This is a genomic window from Bradyrhizobium sp. JHI2711 (assembly GCF_056156565.1).
Window position 1 is genome coordinate 241,147 of sequence record NZ_JBPZPT010000001.1, and the last position, 23,974, is coordinate 265,120.

At 64.5% G+C, this 23,974-nt stretch carries 19 protein-coding genes and 1 tRNA gene; 8 read left to right on the plus strand and 12 right to left on the minus strand.

Annotated features, from left to right (window positions below):
* Positions 1 to 172: 172 nt before the first annotated feature.
* The gene (locus ACTEK7_RS01205; protein ID WP_225147177.1) at positions 173 to 2,002 is read right to left on the minus strand and encodes an outer membrane protein; all 1,830 of its coding nucleotides are present in this window, start codon (positions 2,000 to 2,002) and stop codon (positions 173 to 175) included.
* A gap of 179 nt (positions 2,003 to 2,181) precedes the next feature.
* On the opposite strand from ACTEK7_RS01205, the gene ACTEK7_RS01210 reads away from it, so the two are divergent.
* On the plus strand, positions 2,182 to 3,042 hold the full coding sequence (locus ACTEK7_RS01210) for a class I SAM-dependent methyltransferase (RefSeq protein WP_225147176.1): 861 nt from the start codon (positions 2,182 to 2,184) through the stop codon (positions 3,040 to 3,042).
* A gap of 123 nt (positions 3,043 to 3,165) precedes the next feature.
* On the opposite strand, the gene ACTEK7_RS01215 is transcribed toward ACTEK7_RS01210, so the two are convergent.
* From ACTEK7_RS01215 to ACTEK7_RS01240, 6 genes are all read right to left on the minus strand, one after another.
* Positions 3,166 to 4,146, minus strand: coding sequence for a cation diffusion facilitator family transporter (locus tag ACTEK7_RS01215; protein WP_109143569.1), 981 nt, complete (start codon positions 4,144 to 4,146; stop codon positions 3,166 to 3,168).
* A gap of 2 nt (positions 4,147 to 4,148) precedes the next feature.
* A complete protein-coding gene (locus ACTEK7_RS01220; RefSeq protein WP_225147175.1) occupies positions 4,149 to 7,367 on the minus strand; it encodes an efflux RND transporter permease subunit in 3,219 nt (1,072 codons plus the stop codon).
* Positions 7,360 to 8,346, minus strand: a complete 987-nt coding sequence (gene ihpB / locus ACTEK7_RS01225; RefSeq protein WP_225147174.1) for a divalent metal ion exporter adaptor subunit IhpB — start codon at positions 8,344 to 8,346, stop codon at positions 7,360 to 7,362. The genes ACTEK7_RS01220 and ihpB overlap by 8 nt, the downstream gene beginning before the upstream one ends.
* Positions 8,343 to 9,617, minus strand: coding sequence for a divalent metal ion exporter subunit IhpA (ihpA, locus tag ACTEK7_RS01230; RefSeq protein ID WP_036010223.1), 1,275 nt, complete (start codon positions 9,615 to 9,617; stop codon positions 8,343 to 8,345). The genes ihpB and ihpA overlap by 4 nt, the downstream gene beginning before the upstream one ends.
* Before the next feature lie 55 nt (positions 9,618 to 9,672).
* Complete coding sequence (locus ACTEK7_RS01235) at positions 9,673 to 10,035, minus strand: hypothetical protein (RefSeq protein WP_225113094.1); 363 nt, start codon at positions 10,033 to 10,035, stop codon at positions 9,673 to 9,675.
* Positions 10,036 to 10,155: 120 nt separating this feature from the next.
* Positions 10,156 to 10,386: a hypothetical protein gene (locus tag ACTEK7_RS01240; RefSeq protein WP_225113095.1), complete on the minus strand. Its 231-nt coding sequence runs from the start codon at positions 10,384 to 10,386 to the stop codon at positions 10,156 to 10,158.
* A gap of 359 nt (positions 10,387 to 10,745) precedes the next feature.
* Here ACTEK7_RS01240 and ACTEK7_RS01245 point away from each other — a divergent pair, with 359 nt between their 5' ends.
* A complete protein-coding gene (locus tag ACTEK7_RS01245) occupies positions 10,746 to 11,636 on the plus strand; it encodes a hypothetical protein (protein WP_036010217.1) in 891 nt (296 codons plus the stop codon).
* 63 nt (positions 11,637 to 11,699) lie between these two features.
* Here the strand turns inward: ACTEK7_RS01245 and pepT are convergent, their stop codons facing one another.
* Positions 11,700 to 12,950 (minus strand): peptidase T, encoded by a 1,251-nt coding sequence (gene pepT / locus ACTEK7_RS01250; protein ID WP_225147173.1) that lies wholly within the window; start codon positions 12,948 to 12,950, stop codon positions 11,700 to 11,702.
* Between the two features lie 97 nt (positions 12,951 to 13,047).
* Positions 13,048 to 13,377 (minus strand): HU family DNA-binding protein, encoded by a 330-nt coding sequence (locus ACTEK7_RS01255; RefSeq protein ID WP_036010212.1) that lies wholly within the window; start codon positions 13,375 to 13,377, stop codon positions 13,048 to 13,050.
* 233 nt (positions 13,378 to 13,610) lie between these two features.
* Here ACTEK7_RS01255 and ACTEK7_RS01260 point away from each other — a divergent pair.
* Positions 13,611 to 13,687: transfer RNA gene (locus tag ACTEK7_RS01260), tRNA-Asp, on the plus strand.
* Between the two features lie 99 nt (positions 13,688 to 13,786).
* Here the strand turns inward: ACTEK7_RS01260 and ACTEK7_RS01265 are convergent.
* Positions 13,787 to 15,286: a caspase family protein gene (locus ACTEK7_RS01265; RefSeq protein WP_225147172.1), complete on the minus strand. Its 1,500-nt coding sequence runs from the start codon at positions 15,284 to 15,286 to the stop codon at positions 13,787 to 13,789.
* 16 nt (positions 15,287 to 15,302) lie between these two features.
* On the minus strand, positions 15,303 to 17,393 hold the full coding sequence (locus tag ACTEK7_RS01270) for a caspase family protein (RefSeq protein ID WP_225147171.1): 2,091 nt from the start codon (positions 17,391 to 17,393) through the stop codon (positions 15,303 to 15,305).
* Between the two features lie 343 nt (positions 17,394 to 17,736).
* On the opposite strand from ACTEK7_RS01270, the gene ACTEK7_RS01275 reads away from it, so the two are divergent.
* Both ACTEK7_RS01275 and ACTEK7_RS01280 read left to right on the plus strand, forming a co-directional pair.
* Positions 17,737 to 17,988 (plus strand): hypothetical protein, encoded by a 252-nt coding sequence (locus ACTEK7_RS01275; protein ID WP_225147170.1) that lies wholly within the window; start codon positions 17,737 to 17,739, stop codon positions 17,986 to 17,988.
* Between the two features lie 252 nt (positions 17,989 to 18,240).
* Complete coding sequence (locus ACTEK7_RS01280) at positions 18,241 to 19,347, plus strand: autotransporter outer membrane beta-barrel domain-containing protein (protein WP_225147169.1); 1,107 nt, start codon at positions 18,241 to 18,243, stop codon at positions 19,345 to 19,347.
* 166 nt (positions 19,348 to 19,513) lie between these two features.
* Here the strand turns inward: ACTEK7_RS01280 and ACTEK7_RS01285 are convergent, their stop codons facing one another.
* Positions 19,514 to 19,717: a hypothetical protein gene (locus ACTEK7_RS01285; RefSeq protein WP_036010204.1), complete on the minus strand. Its 204-nt coding sequence runs from the start codon at positions 19,715 to 19,717 to the stop codon at positions 19,514 to 19,516.
* A 375-nt stretch (positions 19,718 to 20,092) separates the two neighbouring features.
* On the opposite strand from ACTEK7_RS01285, the gene ACTEK7_RS01290 reads away from it, so the two are divergent.
* The 3 genes from ACTEK7_RS01290 (at position 20,093) to ACTEK7_RS01300 (ending at position 23,972) form a co-directional block, all read left to right on the plus strand.
* Entirely contained in the window at positions 20,093 to 22,348 is a 2,256-nt protein-coding gene (locus ACTEK7_RS01290) for a TonB-dependent siderophore receptor (protein ID WP_225147213.1), read from the plus strand.
* Positions 22,349 to 23,025: 677 nt separating this feature from the next.
* Positions 23,026 to 23,391: an NADH-quinone oxidoreductase subunit A gene (locus ACTEK7_RS01295; RefSeq protein ID WP_008136158.1), complete on the plus strand. Its 366-nt coding sequence runs from the start codon at positions 23,026 to 23,028 to the stop codon at positions 23,389 to 23,391.
* Positions 23,382 to 23,972, plus strand: coding sequence for a NuoB/complex I 20 kDa subunit family protein (locus ACTEK7_RS01300; protein WP_036025347.1), 591 nt, complete (start codon positions 23,382 to 23,384; stop codon positions 23,970 to 23,972). The genes ACTEK7_RS01295 and ACTEK7_RS01300 overlap by 10 nt, the downstream gene beginning before the upstream one ends.
* Positions 23,973 to 23,974: the final 2 nt, after the last annotated feature.

A 23,974-nucleotide genomic window follows, 5' to 3' on the forward strand; every position in this document is an offset into this window, starting at 1 on the left:
CGATGTGGCCGTTCGGTGAAACAATGCGGCCGCAATGCGCGGATGAGACGCTTGCGTCGGATCCAGAGCCCAAAGCGCAACTCTGTTCCAGACTTTCATATGACCGAATGCAGAAAGCAAAAGCCCCGGACGAACCGGAGCTTTGCCTTAGCGACGACCAGCAGTGGGGTGATCAGTACTTCGCCACGACGGGGCCGCCGCCCCAGTTGAAGCGATAGACCAGCTGGCTGCGAACGGCATGAACCCATTTCTCGGAATCGATCGACGCTCCAACCGACAGACCGGTTGCCGTGTCGCGGACGGCGTTCGTTGCGGTGTCGAATTCAGAGAACCGATATTCGGTCTTCCAGAACAAGCCCGGCACGATCTTCAGCGCGTGTTCTTCGCCGGCGCCGATGAACCAGCCCCTGTAGGTACGCTTGTCCATGAACACGCCGCTTGGTCTTCCGAACGGCGCAGCGTTGAGGGTGAAATCGGTACGGTCAAAGCTGGCTTCGGTATAGCCGACTGAGAAATAGGTCAGGAGGCTCGGGGTCGCCAGCCAGCCGAGCCGGCCGCCGCCCGCCCAGGCCGAGCTCATCTTCTCTTCACCCACGATCCCGAAGCGAGGCGGGCTGAGCTGGCCCTTGAGGCTGCCGATATCGTAGTCACCGAATGCGCCGACGACGAAGGCCGCGCCCGCTGCCGCAAACTGGTAGTCGCAGCCGCCCTGCACAGTCCCGAAGAAGCCGCGGCCTCCGGTCGTTGCTGTATCGCTGAAGCGGGTTCTGGTGGGGCCATCGATGTAGGTCGTGTTGTCCTGATTCCAGAGCCCATAGCCTCCGCCGCCGCCGACGTGGCAGCCGGTCCAATTCGTGAGCGGCGTGGGGGCCGGAGGCGCCTTCAGATAGGCAGGGGACGTCACATCGGCGGCGGGGCCGCTCGAGTTGAAGCGGTAGACCAACTCGCTGCGGACAGTGTGGACGTACTTCTTCGAATCCTCGGAAAAGCCGATCGGCAATCCGCTCGCCGTATCCCGGATCGGATTTGTGCCGACATTGAAGTCGGAGAAGCGGTATTCCGTTTTCCAGAAGAGACCCGGCAGGAAGCCCAGCGCATATTCGGCGCCGGAGCCGATGAACCAGCCATCGTAGGTTCGCTTGTCCTGATAGAGGCCGGCCGCAACTCCGAAGGGCGGAAAGTTCAGATTGAAGTTCGTGCGGTCGAAGGTCGCTTCGGTGTAACCCGCCGAGACATAGGTCAGCAGGCTAGGCGTCGCCAGCCAGCCGAGACGGCCGCCGACCGCCCAGGCCGAGCTCATTTTCTCGTCGCCAACCATCGAGAAGCCGGAGGGAGTGAGCCGCCCGGTTAGACTGGCGAAATCATAATCACCGAAGGCGCCGATCACGAAGCGCTCGCTGGCCGCCGCAAACTGATAGTCGCATCCCGCCTGTACCGTCCCGAAGTACCCGCGGCCACCGGTGGTGATCGTATCGGCATTCTGAAAGCGGAGCGGACCGTCGACAAAAGTCGAATTTTCCTGATTCCACATGCCGTAGCCGCCGCCGCCCGCGACATAGCAGCCGGTCCAGTTGACGAAAGCTGCGGCGACAGCCGGTGGCTTGGCGTATTTGCGCGGAAGGTCGGCTGCCAATGCTGATCCGGAAAACGTCACCAATGCCACGAGGGCGGGCGCAACCTGCTTCATTCCAAACATTCCCATTCCACCAGACCGCGGCCAAGCGACCCCTCGCCAAGCCACAATCGACTCCTCGGACAAACATACGAAGTTTGATTCAGAATGCTGTTGCAGGAAGGCTACAATCGCGGAAAGTGTGCGGCTCGCCTGTGCATATCCAGCCGCGAGCCGGGCTTTTCGCGACACCGCGTTTCTGGTGTCGGTCTCGTGGGAGCAGAGGGTGCGAGCCTTGGCCCTTCGAAGGGACCGGATGGCGTCCAGCAGAACCTCTTTGCTAGCAGAGGGTTCTGACGTTCGACGCGTGCAGTCCAGGGCTGCGGACATCGACAGCTTTCCGAAAGTCAGTCTCTGATCGGACGCGGCCCGGACGGGCCGGTACGCGCCGACGCGGCAATCCGTCGCGCGACCTCCAAAGCGCTCTCACACGTGCCTGACGTTAGGGCGCCCGCTTTTCGACCGAACAGGCTTCTATGATAGGGCAAGAATAGATGATGGAGCCTTGAATGGAACGACCCGCCGGGCACGCAGAGAACGCCGACCAGATCGCCTATTGGAACGGGCCGAGCGGGCAGCGCTGGGCCGATCGCCACGCGGCGCAGGAGAAGCTGCTCGGCCCTATTGCCGACGTGTTGATCGACCGCGCCAAGCCGAAGCCGGGCGAGCGCGTTCTGGATGTCGGCTGCGGCTCCGGCGCGACGACGTTTGCCTTCGCAAAGGCGGTGGCGCCCGATGGCTTCGCGCTTGGCCTCGACGTCTCCGAGCCGATGCTGGCGCAGGCGCGGGCGCTCGCGCCGAAGGGCCTGCCGCTCGACTTCGTGCTGGCGGATGCGACCGTTTATCCGTTCGAACCGGCGAGCTTCGATCTGCTCGCTTCACGCTTCGGCGTGATGTTCTTCGCCGATCCCATCGCGTCCTTCGCCAATCTGCGTCGCGCGCTGAAGCCGGCCGGCCGGCTCGCCTTCGCCTGCTGGCGGGAGCCGAAGGAAAATCCGTGGGCGATGACGCCGCTGATGGCGGTCTACAAGCACGTGCCCAAGATGCCGCCGGTTGGGCCGGAGGAGCCGGGCCCGTTCGCCTTTGCTTCGGAAGAGCGCGTCATGCGCATCCTGAAAGGCGCAGGATTCGCGGACGTCGCGATGGAGCCGCACAATCTGGCGATGGACATTGCTATCGGCGGCGGGCTCGAGGCCGCCGTCGACGGCTCTCTCCAGATCGGTCCCGCCAGCCGCGCACTCCAGGGCCATCCGCCCGAGACCTATGAAGCTGCCAAGGCTTCGATCCGCGAGGCGCTCGCGCCGTTCCTGAAGGAGCAGAGCGTGGCGCTCCAGGGCGCGATCTGGATCGTGACGGCGAAGGCGGGGTAGGGCGCAGCGCTCTCCACCGTCATTGCGAGCGAAGCGAAGCAATCCAGAATCCCTCCGCGGAGACAATCTAGATTGCTTCGTCGCAACGGCTCCTCGCAATGACGATGCGGAGGCAGAGTCGCCTCACACCACATCATCCGGCGCGAGCGCGCAGCCGTTGTCGGGATGCGTCTCGACCTGGAGCGTGGTGTGGCCGATGCGGAAGGATGTCTTGAGGAGCTCCGTCGTCTGCATCAGGAATGCGTCGTCGCTGCCTGCGGGCATAACGAGGTGGCAGGTCAGCGCCGTCTCGGTGGTCGAGATTGGCCAGACGTGGAGATCGTGAATCGCCGAGACGCCCGGTCGCGCCAGCAGGAACGCCCTGATTGCGGCGAGGTCGGTACCCTTGGGCGCGGCCGCCATCGACATGTCGATGGAGCCGCGCAAGAGGCTGGTCGTGCTCCAGAGGATGGTGGCGCAGATGATGAGGCTGGTGATGGGATCGAGCCAGAGCCAGCCGGTCCAGATGATCAGCGCGGCCGAGACCACGACGCCGAGCGAGACCGCGGCGTCGGCGGCCATGTGCAGATACGCGCCTTCGATGTTGATGTCGTCCTTGCGTCCGCCAGCGAACAGCAGGGCGGTGAAACCGTTGATGAGGATGCCGATGCCGGCGACCACCATCACGGTGACGCCTGCGACCGGCTCCGGCTCGCGCAGGCGCAGGATCGCCTCCCAGCCGATCGCGCCGGTCGCGACCAGCAGGAACACCGCATTGGCCAGCGCCGCCAGGATGGTGGAGGCGCGAAAGCCGTAGGTGAAGCGGCCTTTGGGCGCGCGGCGGGCTGCGATCGAGGCGCCCCAGGCAATGACGAGGCCGAGCACGTCCGACAAATTATGGCCGGCATCGGCGAGCAGGGCGGTGGAGTTGCCGACATAGCCGTAAACCGCCTCGGCGACGACGAGCGCGATGTTGAGCGTAATGCCGAGCGCGAACGCCTTGCCGAAATTGGCGGGTGCATGGACATGGCCGTGTCCATGACCATGATCGTGTGTATGGCCATGCGCATGCGAGTGGCCCGCATGATCATGGTCGTGATAACCGTGGTGGTCGTGGCTGCCCAATTCTAGCGCTCCGCAGACGCCGCCAAATCAGGGGCCATTGTAGGCGTTTCATCTGCCACGTCACGGCGGAAGAGCACGTACAGCGCCGGCAGCACCAGCAGCGTCAGCACGGTCGAGGAGAGAATGCCGCCGATCACCACGGTTGCGAGCGGCCGCTGCACCTCGGCACCGGCGCCGGTGGCGAGCGCCATCGGCACGAAGCCGAGCGAGGCGACGAGCGCCGTCATTAACACCGGGCGCAGCCGTGTCAGCGCGCCTTCGCGCACGGCCTCCGCGACCGAGCGTCCCTCGCTGCGCAGACGCTCGATGAAGGCGATGATGACGAGGCCATTGAGAACGGCAACGCCGGATAGCGCGATGAAGCCGACGCCGGCGCTGATGGATAGCGGAATGTCGCGCAGCAGCAGCGCCGCGACGCCGCCGGTCAGCGCCAGCGGCACGCCGGAGAACACCAGCGCCGCATCCGCCGCCGATCCCATGCCCATGAACAGCAGCAGGAACACCAAGAGCAGCGCCACCGGAACCACGATCGTCAGCCGCTTGGTGGCCGAGACCAGCTGCTCGAACTGGCCGCCCCAGCCGATCCAGTAACCCGGCGGCAGCTTGACTTTCTCGGCAACGGCCGCCTCGGTCTCCGCGACGAAAGAGCCGAGGTCGCGCGCACGGACATTGGCCGTGACGACGATGCGCCGCTTGCCGTTCTCGCGGCTGATCTGGTTCGGCCCCGGCGTCGCATCGACGGTGGCGACCGACGACAACGGCACATAGCGCATCTGGGTGAGGGGCGAGCTGGCCAGCGCCGTTCGAACGGCGCTGCCGGTTACCGCCTCCTCGGAGGGCGGCAGCGGGATCGGGATCGCCCGGATCGCCTCGAGATTGCCGCGCAGGTGCTCCGGCAGGCGCACCACGATGTCGAAGCGGCGATCGCCTTCGAACAGCTTGCCGGCCGACTTGCCGCCGACCGCGATCTCGACGATGCCCTGCACCTCGGCGACGCTGAGGCCGTAGCGGGCAAGCGCCTGGCGATCGAGGCGCACGGTGAGGATCGGCAAGCCCGAGACCTGCTCGATCTTGACGTCGCTGGCGCCGCGGATGCCGCGGATCGCGGCCTCCACCTGCTTGGCGGCGCCTTGCAGGATGTCGAGATCGTCGCCGAAGATCTTGACGCCGACATCGGTGCGGACGCCGGAGATCAGCTCGTTGACGCGGAACTGGATCGGCTGGGAGATTTCGTAGGCGCTGCCGGGAATCTCGTCTGCAGCATGCTCGATGGCCTCGACCACCTCCGATTTCGACTTGCCCGGATCGGGCCATTCGGCGCGCGGCTTCAGCATGACGTAGCCATCGGTCTGCGCCGGCGACATCGGGTCGGTGGCGATCTCCGCGGTGCCGATGCGGGTGAAGAACTCCTTCACCTCCGGAATCTGCATGATGCGCTTTTCCAGCGCCTTCTGCAGGTCCAGCGACTGCGTGAGGCTGGTACCTGGAATCCGGATCGAGGCCAGCGCGACGTCTCCTTCGTCGAGGCTCGGAATGAACTCGCCGCCCATGCGCGAGGCGGCGATGCCGCTCGCGGTCACGATGAGCACGGCGGACAGGGCGACGGCGAGCCGGTTATCGATGGCAAAACGGAGCAGGGGGAGGTAGGCGCGCTTCGCCGCGCGCATGAATAGGTTTTCGTGCTCGGACACCTTGCCGGTGACGAAGATGGCGACGGCCGCCGGCACGAAGGTGATGGAGAACAGCACGGCCGCGCCCAGCGCCATCAGCACCGTCAGCGCCATCGGCGTGAACATCTTGCCCTCGACGCCGGTCAGCGTCAGCACGGGCAAATAGACCACGGCGATGATCAGCGTTCCGAACAGGCTCGGCTTGATCACCTCACTCGACCCGCGCAGGATCGCGCGCAGCCGTTCGGGCGTCGTCAGCAGCCCGCCTTTCTCGCGCTGAGCCACCGCCAGCATGCGCAGGCAGTTCTCGACGATGATCACGGCGCCGTCGACGATGATGCCGAAGTCGATCGCCCCCAAGCTCATCAGGTTGGCGCTGACCTTGGTCTCGACCATGCCGGTGATCGTCAACGCCATGGATAGCGGAATGACGCAGGCCGTGACCAGCGCGGCGCGGAAGTTGCCGAGGATCAGGAACAGCACGGCGACCACCAGCGCCGCGCCTTCCAGCAGGTTGTTCCGGACGGTGCGGATGGTGGCTTCGACGAGATCGGTGCGGTCGTAGACGGTCCGCGTCACGACGCCCTCGGGCAGCGATTTGGCGATGTCCTCCAGACGGGCTGCGACGCGGCGGGCCACGGTCCGGCTGTTCTCGCCGATCAGCAGCATGGCGGTGCCGAGCACGGTCTCCTCGCCGTTCCAGGTCGCAGCGCCCGTGCGCAAATCGCGCCCCTCGGTGACAGCAGCGACGTCCCTGATCCTGACCGGATTGCCGCCGCGCGAGCCGATGACGATGTCCTGGATTTCGCTGACAGTGCCGACCTGGCCCGGCGAGCGAACCAAATATTGCTCGCCGTTGCGCTCGATATAGCCGGCCCCGACATTGGCGTTGTTGGCGGCGAGCGCGGTCATCACGTCGCGGAAGCCGAGCCGGTAGGCCATCAGCTTGCCGGGATCCGGCAGCACGTGGAATTGCCGCTCGAAGCCGCCGATCGTGTTGACTTCGATCACGCCCGGCACGTTGCGAAGCTGCGGTCGGATGATCCAGTCCTGCACGGTGCGCAAGTCGGTCAGCGAATAGTCGCGGTCGCCCTGCGTCTTCGCGCCCGCCTTGGCCTCGACGGTGTACATGAAGATTTCGCCGAGGCCGGTCGAGATGGGACTCATCGCGACCTCGACACCCGCCGGCAGCTGGTCTTTCACCTGCTGGATGCGCTCGCCGACGAGCTGCCGGGCGAAGTAGATGTCGGTGCCGTCCTTGAAGACGACCGTGACCTGGCTGAGTCCGTAGCGCGACAGCGAGCGGGTGTAGTCGAGCTTTGGCAAGCCGCCCATCGCAGTCTCGACCGGGAAGGTGATGCGTTGCTCGGTCTCGAGCGGCGAATAGCCGGGAGCGCGGGTGTTGATCTGGACCTGGACGTTGGTGATATCAGGCACGGCGTCGATCGGCAGGCGCTGGAAATTCCAGGCGCCAAAGGCGACGGCGCCGAGCGCGAGGACGAGGACCAGCCAGCGCTGCTGCAGCGAGACGGCGATGAGACGCTCAATCATGCTCGGCCTCACCCTTGCCCATCTCCGCCTTCACCACGAAGCTGTTCTCCGCGACGTAATGCTCGCCTGCCGAAAGGCCGGCCTTGATCTCGACATGGCGCGGATCGGAATCGCCTGTTTCGACCGGGCGCGCCTCGATCTTGTCGCCGTCCTCGCGCACGAACACGATGGTCTTGTTCTCCAGCGTCTGGATCGCGCTGCGGCGCACGGCAACCGCGACATTGCGCGCTGCGAGGATCAGCCGCGCCGTGACGAACAGGCCGGGCCGCAGCCGTCCGTCCGGATTTGGCAGCACCACGCGCGCCAGCGCGGTCTGGGTCTCGCTTGAGCCGATCGGTGCCATGTAGGAGATCGTGCCCTTGATCTCGCCGCGGCCGTCGTCGGGATCGATCAGGACCTCGTCGTTGAGGCGGACGCGGCGGAGGTCCTGGCGGTAGATCGACAGGTCGACCCAGATGGTGGAGAGGTCGGCGACCACGAAGGCCGGCTTCTGCTCGGAGGCGTATTCGCCGAGCGAGATCTGCCGCTCGATGATGGTGCCGGCAATCGGCGCCTTCAGCTCGTAGACGGTGAGGCTCTGGTTGCTCTCGATCGCGGCGAGCAGGTCGTCCTTGCCGACCTTGTCGCCGATCCGCTTCTGGATGGATTTGGCGAGGCCCGGAAAGCGCGGCGTCACCTGCACCACGGCTTCCTGGTTGGCGCGCAGGATGCCGTTGAAGGCGAGCGTGTCGGTCAGCGTGGCGCTGGCGGCTTCCGCCAGCGTGACGCCCGCGGCCGCCAGCTTGACGTCGGAGATGCGGATGCGGTCGGCGCCGTGCTCGTCCTGCTCGACATGGTCGCTCGGCTTCTTGTGTTCGGAATGCTCGGCGTGCTCGCCATGATCGGTGTGTGCGAGCTTGTCCGCTGCGAGCAGGGAATAGCCGTAAGCGCCTAGCGCGGCGGCGACGATGGCTACAAGGATGGTGGAGGACGTCTTCATCGCGCGCTCTCCCGGGCCAGCGTAAAGGGATTGCCGACAAGGCCTTCGATGATGGCCACGCCGGCGTGGAAATTCTGCAGCGCCTCCTGCTCGCGCAGCCGCGCCTGGGTGACGCTGGCCTGCGCGTCCAGCACTTCGAGCAGGGTGAAGCGGCCCTGGCCATAGCCTTGCGAAATCGCCTCGGACGCTTCGACGGCCTTGGGAATTGCGGTCTCGCGCAGCACCGCGAGCTCGCGCAGCGATCCTTGCAGCGAGTCATAGGCGCGGCCGGCGATCACGATCAGCGCGTTGCGGTTGGCCTCGCGCTCGGCTTTGGTCTTTGCGAGGCTTTCCTGGGCCGAGAGGATGTTGCCCTGGTTCTGGTCGAACACGGGGATCGGCACGGAGACGGTCAGCCGCGCCGCATCGTCGCCCGTTTCGTTGAAGTGGCGCCAGCCGGCCGCGATCCGCACGTCCGGATAGGGCCTGAGCCGCGCCAGTAGCAGCTCGGCATTGCGCTGGGCGTAGACTGCGGTCCAGCGCACCAGCTGCGGATTGGCGTCGATGGCGGCAACCACGGCCTGGAACGCCGGCGGCCGCCCGGTGGTGTCGAGCCGGCCGGACACCTCGCCGAATTTGGCGGCGGGATCGCCCATCAACACCGCAAGCTCGCGCCGGGCGCTCGCCAGCGTCGCCTTGAAGCGCTCGCGGTCCGCCTTCACCAGGGCGGAGGCGACCTCGGCGCGGCCGGTCTCGGCCGGCGAGGAGGCACCGGCCTCGACACGGCGGCGCAGAAGCGGCGTCAGGCGGTCGATCGCGGCGATCTGCTCGTCGAGGATCTGGATGCGCCGCTGCGCGCCGAGCACGCTGAGAAAGGCGATCGCGGTCTCCGACAGCACCTCCAGCCTGATCGCCTTGCGCTGGATCGCGGCGACCTCGACGCCGGCTGCGCCTGCGGCAATCCGCGCCTCGCGCTTGCCGAACAGCTCGAAGGCCTGGCTGATCTGGAGCGTGGTCTCCGCCGAGCGCGTTCCGCGATATCTGCCGGAGCCGAATGAATCGTCCTGTTCGTAGGACAGTTCCGGATTGAGCAGGGCGCCCGCCTGGATACGCTGGCCCGTGGCGATGCCGACGTCGCGCTCGGCTGCCGTCAGGCGCGGGCTCGCCGCCAGCGCGCGCGACAGCGCGCTTCGCATCGTTAAAGTCTGGGCGTGAGCCGGTGCAAGCGCCGATGCTGCAATCAGACACGCTGCCGCGCACGCGAGGCGCGCGGCCATTCCCCTGCAAAACATGAAATCGACCTGTGAAGGATGAACCTAATGGGCGCGCCGCGCCCGACCAATCCGTTCAGGCAATAGGTCTGGGAGGGGGAGAGTCGGTATCGGGCACAATTCCGGCGAGGCGGGGGGCCTGTTGCGGGCTCGGTGCCGACACGAGCGCGATCGCCGCGGTCGATGGTGCCGGCTGTGCCACGGTCAGCGAAAAGCAGCCGTGGCAATGATGTCCGCCGATGGTCTTGTGGTCGCCATGGCCGGAGGCGCGATCGAGGACCGCGGCGATCTCCGAACTGCCGCGGGGCGTGGTGATGTCGATGTCGTGCGCGCCGTGCAGAGCGCCCGCGAGCAGATAGACCGCCGCGATCAGCACGGACAGCAGCCCGCGCGGAAAACGCGAGCGGCGGGATCCTGAGGGCTGACGGTTTGCGAGCACGAGTTCACTCTGGTTGCGGTCTGTGCCCGGCCTAGCATGGGTGCGGGAACAGTGTCGACCCGCAACATTGTTACGTCCCTGGAACAATTGCCGCAGCAGTGCATGCGCTGCCAGCGCCTCTCACTGGCGGATAATGACGCGCCGATGCGGCGTCATGGTTTCGAACGCGGGGGCCGGAGCGTCGCTGCCATTGTCACCTTCCATGGTGATGACCGCCCGACAGCTCGCTTCCATAGCCCGTTCCAGCCATTTGATGGCTTCGTCGATCCATTGGTCGTGGTGCTCGGGATCGGCGAGGGCCTTCTCCCGGAATGCATTCGCCTGATGCAGGCACGCCGTTCTGCGGTCCACGCGCCTCTCCTGATCCGGAGGTTCCGCCCCGATCGCATCATTGATGATCCCGGATCCGGCGTCGTTAACATACGACAGGAGGAAACCTGCCGGCCGCAACGCGGAAAGGCCCCAGCCGGACGAGCCGGCTGAGGCCTCATGTGCTCACAATCTCTATCCCTAGGACTTGGACAGACAACCCGCATCCTCCAAGTTCGTTCCATACGATCTGTCCAATTTGGAACGTTCCTCATACCTCGCGATTAGCGAGAGAAGAAACTGAGGAGGACGGACAATGGACGGACTGATTTATCTGATCGGCTTGATCGTCGTCATCATGGCGATCCTGTCGTTCTTCGGCCTGCGCTGAGAGCGCCGCGATGACGGTCGAGACTCTGATGCGGGAAGAGGTCATGGAAGGCGGCTTGGCAGTTGAGGCGCCTCGAACCATCCAGTGGAGCTCGGTGTTCGCGGGCGCGCTTGCTGCGAGTGCAATGTCGTTCATCCTGATCGGTTTTGGTGTCGCGGTCGGCCTCGGTGTCAGTTCGGCCTCGCCGAGCTGGCGCGATGCGTCGGCGGCGCTGGCGCTACTCTCCGGGCTCTATCTGATCATCCAGGCGATCGTCAGTTTTGGATTTGGCGGTTACGTCGCCGGCCGGACCACCCGGTCCGAGCCCGCGCTCGCAACGATCGAGGATGACGGCGAGCGGCGGGACGGGCTTCACGGGTTGACCGCCTGGGCGCTGGCAGTCCTGGCCGGCGCCGCGCTGCTGGCCCTTCTCGGCGCTGCCGCGATCGACCGTTCCCCGATGCGCAGCTCGGCGAGCAACACCTCGGCCGCCGAGCCCCTGTTGAGCTATGAGCTCGACAAGCTGTTCCGCGCGCCGCGCCGCGCTCCGAACACCGACCTAAGGGAAGCGCGCGCCGAAGCCGGACGTATCCTGATGACGTCGTCCAGCCACAGCGGCGTCGCCGCCGATGACCGGACGTACCTCGTGCAGCAGGTCGCCGCGGTCACGGGACTGGCGGCCCCCGACGCCGAAAAGCGCGTTGACGCCCTGATCGCAGACGCGAAGACGGCGATCAACCGCGCGCGGCGCAACTCGATCATCGTGGCGTTCTCGGTCGCAGCCGCGACCCTGATCGGCGCCGCAGTGGCCTGGGCCGCGGCGGTTGCCGGCGGACGCCATCGCGATGGAGAGCCGTTGCCGAACTGGATGGCGAGCGCCAACCGCTTCCACCGCAACCCGCGCGCAATGCCGGTGCCGTAGGCCCCTCAACCAAATGGAAATGGCCGGGCACAAGCCCGGCCATATTCGACTCTTCAGGAAGCGTCAGGCCTTCTCTTCCCAGATCATCGCCAGATGCACGATGGTCTGCACCGCCTTCTCCATGTCCTGCCGGCTGACCCATTCGAGCCGCGAATGGAACGCGTGCTCGCCGGCAAAGATGTTGGGGCAGGGCAGGCCCATGAAGGACAGGCGCGAGCCGTCGGTGCCGCCGCGGATCGCGGTGCGCATCGGGCGCAGGCCGGCGCGGCGGATCGCCTCGATGGCGTATTCGAGCACGTGCGGGTGACGATCGATCACCTGCTTCATGTTGCGGTACTGCTCCTTGACCTCGAACGTGTAGGTCGAGCGCGGGTAGTCCTTCATGACGTCCTTGACGATGCCCTCGAGCAGCGCCTCCTTCTCCTTTAGCCCCTCCTCGGTGAAGTCGCGGACGATGAAGGAGAGCGTCGCCTGTTCGAGCGCGCCGTCGATGCCGATCGGATGCAGAAAACCCTGCTTGCCTGAGGTGGTCTCGGGCGAGCAGCCCTCCTTCGGCAGGCGCTCGACGATGGCGGCGGCGATCTTGATCGCGTGCTCCATCTTGCCCTTGGCGTAGCCGGGATGGGCGCTGACGCCGTTGATGGTGATGGTGGCGCCGTCGGCCGAGAAGGTCTCGTCCTCGACGCAGCCGGCGCTCTCGCCGTCCATGGTGTAACCGAAATCGGCGCCAAGCTTGTTCAGGTCGACATTATCGACACCGCGGCCGATCTCCTCGTCCGGCGTGAACAGGATCTTGATGGTGCCGTGCTTCACGTCGGGATTGTTGATGAAGAAATGCGCGGCATCCATGATCTCGGCGACGCCGGCCTTGTTGTCGGCGCCTAATAGCGTCGTGCCGTCGGTGGTGATGATGTCGTTGCCGATCTGGTTCTTCAGCGCAGGGTGCTCATTGAAGCGGATCACCTGGCTGGTGTCGCCGGGCAGGACGATGTCGCCGCCGCGATAGTTCTTCACGATTTGCGGCTTGACGTCCTTGCCGGTGACGTCGGGCGAGGTGTCCATGTGCGAGCAGAAGCAGATCACCGGCACCTTCTTGTCGGTGTTGGCCGGGATCGTTCCGTAGACGTAGCCGTAATCGTCGAGATGCGCGTCCACAACGCCCATGGCCTTCAGCTCGGCAGCGAGCACGCGGCCGAGATCCTTCTGCTTCTCGGTCGACGGCGAGCTGGGGGATGCCGGATCGGACTGGGTGTCGATGGTGACGTAGCGCAGGAAGCGCGCGGTCACGGTATGCGAAAAGGAGAGGGAGGACATTCTGGTCAAACCGCCGGGTGTTCTTGAAGCTGGCGGTATATCAGAAAAGCGGGCCGTGATGCGGCCGCAACGGGCTCGGGGGCGGGCTTTAGCGGCCTCAGATCGCTTCCTTCAGTTCCTTCACCGGGCGGAACGCGACCTTCCTGGTGGCCTTGATGTGGATCGCTTCGCCGGTGGAAGGATTACGGCCGGTGCGGGCGGCGCGCTTGCGGACCTGGAGGATGCCGAGGCCGACGATGCGGACCCGGTCGCCCTTCTTGAGGTGCTTGGTGATCAGATCGACCATGTCGGTCAGCACGGCCTCGGCATGCTTTTTGGAGACATCCTGGCGCTCGGCAATGTCGGCGGCGAGGTGCTTGAGCGTGATCGTGGCGGGCGCGGCTGCCTTCTTCGCAGAATCCTTCTTAGCCGGATCCTTCTTAGCCATGTCTGGCCTCCTCGATCTTGCAGATCGTCCAGAGGGAGATGGCCCCTGACCCGCAAGTTCCCGGAGGCGTAGACGATTCGGGACCGGACTGACTACGCCGCCGGCGTTACCGAGGGCCGCGTTCGTGTGTGCCAGCAGTGGAATCCGCTGGTTTGAGCTGTGGATGCAACATCCTTGACTTCACCAGATCGGGCCTTTAAGTCCCCCCTCGTTCCGCAGACATTGCGTGTCACGCGGGAGTAGCTCAGTTGGTTAGAGCGCCGGCCTGTCACGCCGGAGGTCGCGGGTTCGAGCCCCGTCTCTCGCGCCATTTTTGGCAGATGGATCAAATAGTTGCTGTCTTTTGCAGCCAAAAGCGCCGCTTGGACTGCTGTTTCATCCCGATCGCTTCCTCCCCGCCAGAATTCGTCTATTTCGGCTTGGACTCCTCGATATGCGCGAGGATTCGCCGTGCGTCGGTGCTGCCGGCCTGCGCTGCCTTGGCCAGGAGCCGCCTGGCCTCGGCAAGGTCCCGTCGGCCGCCGATTCCGTTGGCGTTGCACCGGGCGAGATTGACCAGGGCTTCGAGTCCGCCCATCGCGGCGCCCCTCTGGTACAGCGCCCGAGCCAATTTCAGGTCTCGCCTGGCTCCCAGTCCCTTCTCGGCAAGCTCCCCCATCCTGTTGACGGCCGTCGCATCGCCGAGCTCGGCGGCCCGCTGGTACAACGCATAGGCCTTTGCGGGATCGCTGGCCGCGCCGATTCCACGCTCCTGCTGTAGGCCGAGGCTGACGAGTGCTGGCGCAATCTTCTTCTCGGCGGCCATCTCATAGTAGAAGCGCGAGCGGGCGGGATCTTTCTCGACGCCGTTGCCGTTCTCGTACATCAATCCGAGCTCGTAGAGCGCGCGTGCGTTGCCGAGCTCGGATGCCGCCTTGTAGCTCGCCACCGCTCCTCCGTAATCGCGCATGGCGAACAATGAACGCCCGAGCTGGTAGTGCAGGCGGTCCGCCCCTGGCCACCGCTTGACCGCCTCCGCGCACGCCGCAACCGCGCTCGCCGCCTTTAGATTGTCGCGCGTCTCGCCTTGGTCGGCGCCGGCTGCCCTCAAATCCGCGAGCCCGGCAACGGCGTTGTCGCAGTGCTGCATGACGGCGGTATCGTCCTGGACGACTTGCTTGACGGGATGGAGATAGATCTTGTCCTTGGAAAGCTGACCATACATGTAGGGCGTCTGCTTCCGGTGCGTTGCCTGCCGAACCTCGTCGCGAACGTTGCGAAACACGAAGTTGATCTCGAGGTCGGCCTGCCGGAGGTATTTCAGCAGCGCCGCAGCGAAAGGGCTGTTGCGGCCTTCGCCTTCTTCCGCGGTCCGCCCCGGCTCCGCTGGAAAGAACACGAGCGTGTTGCGGATCGGTGTGCTTCCGGCTGAGGTCAGGGAAGAGCTGCTGCTGCGGCCATTCGGTATCGCAGGGAACGGGTTCTCCCGCATGGCATCCAGGATCACCAGACCCAGCCTGCGAGCCCGCCCTGCGGCAGCGGTCACCGCAGCCAGGGGAACGGTCTCTGCGTTGGCCGATTCAGGTGTGGCGAGATGCGCATCGACGGGGATCAGGTAACTGCCGACACCGGCGGCTGCGCTGTATCCGGCAAAATAGAAGATCGCGATGTCCGCAGCGGCGGACTTCTCGGTGAAGGCGACGAGCCCCACGCGCAGATCGTCGATGGTCGTGTTCTTGCGCAGATCGACATCGAAGCCGAGGCCGGCGAGACCCGCGGCAATGTCCTCGGCATCATTGACGGGAGAGCCGAGCGGCGGCGCGTTCGCGTAGCTCGCGTTTCCAATGACCAAGGCGACACGGCGGTTGGAAGCTTCTGCTTCGGCGTCGAAGAGAAGCCCGATGGCAATGAACAGTGCCAGCCAGCGCAAGTTGGAGTCGCGTCCCTTAGTCGATGCCCGAACGGAGCTGCCGCCTCATCCAGTCGCGGTCGGTGAGAAAATCGAGGCCGAGCAGACCATAGTCGACGCGCAGAAACCCGTCCACTCCAGACGACACCGCCGCGGGAGTCTGCCGCGCGACCTCCTGCGCCATCACGCCGACATAGAACCTCGCATCGCCCTTGTATCGATAGCGATAGAGGCGGAGGCCAGTATCGGTCCAGCCGAGTGCCGTAATGTCCTCCTTGAGGCGGATGTCGGATGGAATGGTGACGCGGCTCGCGGCATTCGAAGCGGCAGTCGAGGCCGCTCTGCTGGCCGCGCTTGATGCAGCGCTCGAGGCTGATCGGCTGGCAGCGTTCGACGCTGCGGCTGATGCCGCCTGCGATGCCGCCCGGCTTGCTGCGCTCGACGCGGCATTGCTGACCGCAGTCGAAACGGCATTGCTGACCACGTTGCCGACGACGTTGCTGACGACGCCGCTGACCACATTGCCGACATTCTGGTTCACGCGTGCAACCACTCGCCGATATTCGCGATTGCGAACCTTTTCCTCTTCCGAGCGGGTGTAGGCGGAAACCAGCAGCCCGCGCCGGCGCGCCTCGGTCACCGCGTTGATCATGCATCCCTTGGGATTGCCCTTGGACCGGCAAAGCTGGAATTGAAGCTGGACGTAGTCGGGGTATTTTTTGATGGATCTGGCGCACGCCCCGGAATCGCCGTCGAAGCAGGCGTTCACGTCGCTGTCGTGCGCTGATTGCAGCATCAGCTCGGTGGAATTGACCGGTCGCAGGGCAAGGTCGCTGCCCGGCGGCAGGCGGTTATGGCGCGAGCTCGGATAGCGCTCGGCAAACCGGCCAACCACGCTCTTGTCGCGTGATTCCTTCAGGACATCCCATGCCTTCTCGACTGCCTCCGAATTGCCGGTGGTCGTCTCGGCCGAGGCGAGCTGATAGCTCGCCGGTGGCGGACCGGGCATGTCGATCTGCCCGGTGGCTTGGCCCGGCTTAGCCGACTTCTCGAGCGAAGCCAGCGCGACCCGGGCGCTCTCGACATGCTCGCCAAACGGATAGAGATCCAAATAGGCGCGGTAGGCCGCGAGCGACTTCTGTCGCTCGACGATCTTCCAGGCGTTCGTTTCAGCCGTCTGCAACTGCGCAATGCGCTGGTCGATCTCGGCCGTATGCGCGCTCGCCGGGAATTGCTGGGCGAAACGGCGCAAGGTCGCGATCTCGTTGGTCGAGCGGACGAACTCCCAGGCGAGCTGCTCGGCATCTGCTCCACCATCGCCGCTTGCGATGTCGGCTTCGCCGTTGAGATAGATGTCGCCCTTCGGCAGCGTCCCGTAGATTGCCGGCTCTTGTGTCCCGGTCTCCTTCCAGACTTCGTCGTGCACGATCCGGAAGAGATAGTTGATCTCGAGTTGCGGCGTTTCGACATGGCGCAGGAGCGAGCCGGAGTAGGGGCTATTCCGCCCGGCCCCGTCGCTCGCCGTCGTGCCGGCAGCGGCCGCAAAGGCAACGAGCACGTTGTCGCTCACCTCGACAGGGGCAAGACCGCGCGTGTCGGCCGCGAAAGGCGTCGGGGAACGGGGTGCGCCGGACACTGGCGCGGCCGCCTTGGATGGCCGCGACGACACCGCGCGTCCCGCGGCGGCGACCTTCGTCGTTTCGAACGGGTCGTTGCGGCAGGCGTCGAGAACCACGAGGCCGATGATCTTCGGCATCACGGAGATATCGATCAGGGTCTCGAGATTGATCGCCTCGGCATAGGCATCGATCTCGGACTTGATTTCGGCATCGACCGGGATCAGCCAGTTCTTTCCGTCCATTTCGACGCCATGGCCTGCGAAGAAGATCACCGCCTTGTCGGCCGTCTTCGCCGCATTGCCGAATTCGATGAGGGCCTGCCGGAAATGATTGTAGTCGAGGTCGGCGAGGTGTCTGACGGAATATCCCAGACGACCCAGTGACGTCGCCATGTCGGCGGCGTCGTTGGCCGGGTTGATGAGTTTTGGGACCTTGCGATAGTTGCTGTTGCCGACAACGAGCGCGATCCTGTCTCCGGCGGTCGCCTGCAGTATTGTCGAAACGAGCATCGACAATGCTACGCAGCTGAGAACGGCGATCCGGCGTGCCAGATCCTGCAACGTGAAGAGGGGACGCGAGCTTGCGAGAACGAAAATCCCGAAATGGGCAGGCATCGGCAGAAACTCAGAAAATGAAAAATCGCAGAAACGGGCTAAGGCGGCTTGTTCGTGGATTTTACATCAAGGGATGCTGGATGACGACATCAAAGGCCTCCGTGTTCAGGATTTCGTGAACCGGGAGTGGCGATGCTTCGACCAAGAGGCTGCACATCGCGAGCGGTGAAACCAGTCGCGCTGCGCTGGTGTTGATGGCGCAGGCGGCCGAGGCCGGCGACATCTTCGGAGACTGCGGATGACCAGGATAGTCAAGTTCGCCTGTGCGCCGATTCTGGCCCTGCCGCTGCTCGTCGCTTTGTGCAGCGTGGCCCGCTGCAATGATCCGGCCGAATCGTCACGCGACTCGATCATTCAGAACGTTCGAGAGGACGTGCGGCGGCACATCCGGGCACGGGAAGCAGGCAAGCCTAAGAAAAGTCCGGAGCTGAGCCAGGCGCCAACGCAGCGTGGTGCCACGAAGAAGCGAAACCGCTCGACGGTGGAGTAGAGGGATATCGGCGCGACCCCTGCGTTGGGTTGCTTCTCGTATCCGGGCGTGTTGCTCGGCGTGCAGCGCGGCCTGGGAAAGTGTTGCAAATGAGCATCAGCTGCGCGCGCTTGATGGAGCCGAACCCCCAATTCAGCCAATCAGGTGAAGACGCCGCGGGTGCTTTGCAAATAAATTCGGCGCCTGAAGCTTGCGGGAATTTACCTCCCGCCAAGGCTCGGGGCTGAACCAGCAGGGGGCTGATCGAATACCATGACGGCAGGAATTCTCCTCCGCGGCTTTGCCGTGGCCGTACCTTTTTTGCTTAGTCTGTTTGCGACGCGACCGGTCTCCGCACAGGAGGTCAATGTTCCGCAGCAAGTCATCAACAACACCGTTCAGAACATCATCCAGAACGTCCGCGACCAGATTCAGCATCGCAGGGTCGTTGCTCCTCCTGGAATGCTGCGCTTCAGCGGCGAGGAGTCGGATTTCGACCGTCGTGATCCGTTCGCCGCAAGCGGTGTCAGCAATCCGTTCGGTGCGCTGGCCTACGCCAAGGCTCCGGCACTTGCGGCGCCGCCCCCGGCGACCTGGCTTTACGGCGCGAACCTCGTCGGCAGTGGCGACAGTGCGCAATCGAGCGGGGTCCAGGTCAGCGTTGCGACGGTGACCGGCGCAGTCGATGTGACCAAGATCGGTATCTTCACTGCAACCGACGCGCTGACCTTCATCGGGACTGGCTCCCATTCGTGGGCGCACACCTTCACGAATGGTGGACTGACGACCGATGGTTCAATTCCATCGACTTCCGGCACCCTGTCGTATCTCAACGGCGGTTTCTCGACTGACTTCACCGCGCTTGCGAGCTGGACTCGCACCACATCCAATCTTCCCCTTGCCGCGACCGCGGACGGCACCGGCATCGCCTATACCTGGAACGGCCAATACCGGTTCGACTTCCCCTACACCGTGTGGTTCGAGCCCACGGTCGGCGTAACCTATTCGGAGGGCTATACCGCCAATTTCGGCAGCAAGACGGGCGATTCAACCGAATTTCACGGTGGCATGCGCGCCGGCTTCGAGACGGACTGGCTGGGCTTTAAGATCCAGCCGTCGATCTCGGGTCAGTACTACAGGATCGTTGACGCGAGCGGCGCCGGCGCCGTTGGAGGTGCGGTCCCCGTTGCGGCCGGCGTGATCGGTACTAATGGTCTTCGCGGTTCCGCAAAGGTCAACGTGCTCTGGACGCCGCAGCTGTCGTCCTACCTCGAAGTTCATGGCAGCAGCATCACCTTGCCGGACCCCCTGCTGCCTGGGGTTGGCGGATTCGGAACCTCGATCGCGGGTACTCAGGCCGGCCTTCGCTATACCTGGTAGAGTGATCTCGAAGACGGATGCCCGCCGTGCCCGGCGGGCATCTTATTGCGCTCCTCTCGCGCCTGGCGGAGGCAACATCCCCCGCGGCGCCGTCGCATGGGTGAAACCGAACGAAAAGGCCGCCTGAAGGCGGCCGTTTGGCATCAAACCGGATCTTTTCGGTTGTTCAGCGAATCTCGGACGTGCCCGCGCTGGTCACCACCACCGGCTTGCCGGCCTTGATGACCTGGGTGGACTGGGCGGTCTGGCTGTAATCGGCATGGGTGCGGGCCGCAATCCCGAAGCCGGCCACGGCAATGCCGGCCACCAGCGCCACCACCACGATCTTCAGGTGGGTCGCACGATCAGCAGAATGAATTGAGTGGTTCATCTGAGCCTCCCGACGGGCTTTGCCGTCGTCTACGGGCTCATCTTCTAAGCGCCGTCTGTTTCCGGATGGTTTCGCGGGTTCCGCAAAATGGTTTCATCTCCGGCTTGGCGGGGCTCGTCCGGGGCGGGGGGTAGCGCCCTTCCGAGGCCCGGCATGTCGATCCTCAGTGAGGACGTCTCCGAGGCGGCGGAGGCTAAGCTCATCTCAAGCGGCCAAAGTGTTGGAGTGCTTCTAAGAGTCTTTCTAAGAAGCATTCAATTAGGGAATTCCCGCGCCCTCACATAAGCGTCGTCGCGAGCGCATGCCGTTCCGGGGACAGGCGGCATGACGCATCGAAACATGCAGCTTTGGGGTGGCGCGTTGAACAGTCTTGGAATGCTGCGGTCGGCCGTGTTGGCGACCGCATCCGCTTGGGTTTTGATGCCTCAGGCATCGCTTGCACAATCTTCCGCGCAGAGTGGCGCGCAGAACATTCCGCCGGTGACGGTCACGGCGCCGGAAGCGCGCCGCCGCACCGCGGCGACGCCTCAGCGCCGCGCGACGCGGATCTCGGCGCAGACCCCTGCCTCGAACAGGCCGCAGCCACGGCGCGACGTCGGCTTCGTCGAGACGCCGCGCGGGCCGGTGAATGGCTATGTCGCCGGCCGCAGCTCGTCGGGCACCAAGACCAACACGCCGATCATGGAGACGCCGCAGGCGGTGTCCGTCATCGGTGCCGAGCAGATCCGCGACCAGAAGCCGAACAAGCTCGACGAGGTTCTGCGCTACACCGCCGGCGTGCGGGCAGGGACTTTCGGTACGGACACGCGCAACGATTGGTGGCTGATCCGCGGCTTCAAGTCCGAGGACATTGGGCTGTTCCTCGACGGCATGCAGCTGTTCTACACGTCCTATGCGAGCTGGAAGCTGCAGACGCCCAACATGGAGCGTGTCGAGGTGCTGCGCGGTCCGTCGGCGGTGCTGTATGGCGGATCGAGCCCGAGCGGCATCGTCAACGTCATCAGCAAGATGCCGCCGGCCGAACCGATCCGTTACATCGAGACCGGCGTCAACAACTTCGGCAACGCCTATGTCAGCTTCGACATGGGCGGTCCGGTTGCGACCAGTCCTGATAACGGCAAGCTGTTCGCGCGCGTGGTCGGCCAGGTCCAGAACGGCGGTACGCAGGTCAACTTCACACCTGACAACAACTACTTCATCGCGCCGTCGGTCACGTGGAAGCCCGATGCCGACACGACCTTCACGGTGCTGGCGTCGGCCTCGAAGCAGGATACCCGCGGCATCAACTTCCTGCCCTATCAGGGCACGGTGACCAGCGCGCCGTTCGGCAAGATCCCGACCAGCTTCTTCGTCGGCGATCCCAGTGTCGATAAGTTCACGCGCGAGCAGGAGATGCTCGGCTACCAGTTCGAGCGTCATCTCACCGACGATGTGACGTTCCGTCAGAACGCGCGCTTTGCGCATGTCGACATCACCTATCGCGGCTATGTCGGCAACGGCTGGGACAACATCAACACGGCGACGATGGGCCGCTATAACTGGTATGCGAAAAACACCGCGAATCAGGCCAATCTCGACAACCAGCTGGAGTATCGTTTCAACACCGGCGCCGTCAGGCACACGATGCTGTTCGGTGTCGATCTGCGGGGCTATCAAATCGACGATTACCAGGCCTTCGGGTTCGGTGTGCCCTCGATCAACGTCTTCAATCCGGCCTATGGGGGAGCGGAGGTTCCGTTGCCGGGCTCGCCATTCCGCAACTTCCTGATCACTCAGAAGCAGGCCGGCACCTATCTCCAGGACCAGATGAAGCTTGGCAACTTCACGCTGGTGCTGAGCGGCCGCAACGACTGGGTGGAGACAACGCAGGAAGCGCGCGACACCGGCGCTTTGGTCAGCAGCCGTGACGACAGCAGATTCAGCGGCCGCGCCGGGTTGATCTACAATTTTGACAATGGCATCGCGCCTTACGTCTCCTATTCGACGAGCTACAATCCAATCATCGGCCTCAATGCGTCGAACCAGCTGTTCCTGCCGGAGACCGGCAAGCAGGCCGAAATCGGCGTGAAGGTCGCGCCAAGAGGTTTTGACGGCTATTTCACCGTTTCGGCGTTCGACCTTGTCCGTCAGAATGTCCCGACAACGGTGCCGGGCAGCGTTCCACTCCTGCAGAACCAGACTGGCGAGGTGACCTCGCGCGGCATCGAGCTCGAGGCGGTGGCCAATGCCACGAAGGAGCTGAAGTTCATCGGTGCCTTCACGGCCTATAATCTCTTTGTGAGCAAGGATCTCGATCCGACGCTCGTCGGCAAGACACCGACCAACACGCCCGAACTCCTGGTGTCTGGGTGGGCAGATTACACGTTCAAGGACGGACCGCTCGCAGGGTTCGGCTTCGGTGGCGGCGTCCGCTATATCGGCTCGTCCTGGGCCGATACCGCCAACACGCTCGAGGTTCCCGCGGTCGTGCTCGGCGATCTCGCGCTCCACTATGAATGGCAGAACTGGCGGACGGCGCTGAACGTGATCAACCTGACCGACAAGATCTATGTCGCAAGCTGCGCGTCGGCCACGTCCTGCTTCTACGGCGACCGTCGGCGCGTCACCGCCAGCGTCTCCTACAAATGGTGAGGACAGGCGAGGGCAGGGCCGGAAGGCTCTGGGACGAAGCGCAACCGATCGTGACGTTCGCTCGGCTCCACCTGGGCGTCCGCTGATCTGCGGTTACGATGAGCTCGCGGGCCATGCCCCCCGGCCCAAAGCTCATCCGGGCGCGGCGCGAGCGACCGGCAGGTCGCCGCCGCGCCCGCGACCGGCTTGGAGCCAATCGCGGGCACATTCGCCGGACGAGCCCCGGTCCTGTGATGACGCATGGCTCCTCCGATTACTCTGAGCTGTGGACAGGTCTTTCCTGCACCTGAGGCGGCCGCACCAGCATGGGTGTCCTGGCCGCGCCGATCGGCAAATCGGTCGCCGCGATAACGGGGGAAGTTGCCCCCTGCGGCGCTGCGCTGCCGCACCAAAAGCCCGAGCATTCGGTCGATTAGCGCGCAGCGAATAGCTGGCTCGGCCCGAGTGCCGCAATCTCAGAACGGCTGACCTGCGAGACCGTGGCAGCCCTTGCTGGGTAGGACGATCTGCTCCATACCAGCCGCGGGGTGATTCCGGGATTTTCACCGTGCTGGGGGCGGCAAAGGGCCTGAAAAGAGCGTGTCTTGCGCCCATTGGTGCACTGCGCTAAGGCTCAGAATAATTCCAAATCGGACGAATCCGTGGCTGTCCCGAGGCTGCGGGAAAAGGGCTCGCCAATGAGCGGCATTCTGCAGAACTATCTTCCACTCGTCGTCTTTATAGGGGTAGCGGGCCTGATCGGCCTCGTGCTGCTGATTGCGCCGTTCATCGTGGCGTTCCAGCAGCCGGATCCCGAAAAGCTGTCGGCCTACGAGTGCGGCTTCAACGCCTTCGACGACGCCCGCATGAAGTTCGACGTCCGCTTCTATCTCGTCGCCATCCTCTTCATCATCTTCGATCTCGAGGTGGCGTTTCTGTTTCCCTGGGCGGTGGCGTTCGGCAAGCTTGGCGCGACCGGCTTCTGGTCCATGGTGGTGTTCCTCGCCGTGCTGACGGTCGGGTTCGCCTATGAATGGAAGAAAGGGGCCCTCGAATGGGATTGAACCCGGCTACACAATCCGCAGGTCCGGTGATCGCACCGGCCCCGAAGGGCATTTTGGATCCTTCGACCGGCAAGCCGGTCGGGGCCAATGATCCGTTCTTCCTCGAGGTCAATTCCGAGCTGTCCGACAAGGGCTTCTTCGTGGCCGCGACCGACGACCTCATCACTTGGGCGCGCACCGGCTCGTTGATGTGGATGACCTTCGGTCTCGCCTGCTGCGCGGTCGAGATGATGCAGGTCTCGATGCCGCGCTACGACGTCGAGCGCTTCGGCTTCGCCCCGCGTGCCTCGCCGCGTCAGTCCGACGTGATGATCGTTGCGGGAACGCTGACCAACAAGATGGCGCCGGCGCTGCGCAAGGTCTACGACCAGATGCCCGAGCCGCGCTACGTCATCTCGATGGGCTCCTGCGCCAATGGCGGCGGCTATTATCACTATTCCTACTCGGTCGTGCGCGGCTGCGACCGCATCGTGCCGATCGACATCTACGTGCCGGGCTGCCCGCCCACGGCGGAGGCGCTGCTCTACGGCGTGCTGCTGCTGCAGAAGAAGATCCGGCGCACCGGCACCATCGAACGCTAAGG

Bases quoted from the DNA above. Each gene is read 5' to 3' on its own strand.
- ACTEK7_RS01285 (WP_036010204.1), bottom strand. From the start codon at position 19,717: ATGAACCACTCAATTCATTCTGCTGATCGTGCGACCCACCTGAAGATC.
- ACTEK7_RS01220 (WP_225147175.1), bottom strand. From the start codon at position 7,367: ATGATTGAGCGTCTCATCGCCGTCTCGCTGCAGCAGCGCTGGCTGGTC.
- ACTEK7_RS01210 (WP_225147176.1), top strand. From the start codon at position 2,182: ATGGAACGACCCGCCGGGCACGCAGAGAACGCCGACCAGATCGCCTAT.
- ACTEK7_RS01245 (WP_036010217.1), top strand. From the start codon at position 10,746: ATGACGGTCGAGACTCTGATGCGGGAAGAGGTCATGGAAGGCGGCTTG.
- ACTEK7_RS01270 (WP_225147171.1), bottom strand. From the start codon at position 17,393: ATGCTCGTTTCGACAATACTGCAGGCGACCGCCGGAGACAGGATCGCG.
- ACTEK7_RS01275 (WP_225147170.1), top strand. From the start codon at position 17,737: ATGACCAGGATAGTCAAGTTCGCCTGTGCGCCGATTCTGGCCCTGCCG.
- pepT (WP_225147173.1), bottom strand. From the start codon at position 12,950: ATGTCCTCCCTCTCCTTTTCGCATACCGTGACCGCGCGCTTCCTGCGC.
- ihpB (WP_225147174.1), bottom strand. From the start codon at position 8,346: ATGAAGACGTCCTCCACCATCCTTGTAGCCATCGTCGCCGCCGCGCTA.
- ACTEK7_RS01290 (WP_225147213.1), top strand. From the start codon at position 20,093: ATGCTGCGGTCGGCCGTGTTGGCGACCGCATCCGCTTGGGTTTTGATG.
- ACTEK7_RS01295 (WP_008136158.1), top strand. From the start codon at position 23,026: ATGAGCGGCATTCTGCAGAACTATCTTCCACTCGTCGTCTTTATAGGG.
- ACTEK7_RS01280 (WP_225147169.1), top strand. From the start codon at position 18,241: ATGACGGCAGGAATTCTCCTCCGCGGCTTTGCCGTGGCCGTACCTTTT.
- ACTEK7_RS01300 (WP_036025347.1), top strand. From the start codon at position 23,382: ATGGGATTGAACCCGGCTACACAATCCGCAGGTCCGGTGATCGCACCG.
- ACTEK7_RS01205 (WP_225147177.1), bottom strand. From the start codon at position 2,002: ATGTCCGCAGCCCTGGACTGCACGCGTCGAACGTCAGAACCCTCTGCT.
- ACTEK7_RS01255 (WP_036010212.1), bottom strand. From the start codon at position 13,377: ATGGCTAAGAAGGATCCGGCTAAGAAGGATTCTGCGAAGAAGGCAGCC.
- ihpA (WP_036010223.1), bottom strand. From the start codon at position 9,617: ATGTTTTGCAGGGGAATGGCCGCGCGCCTCGCGTGCGCGGCAGCGTGT.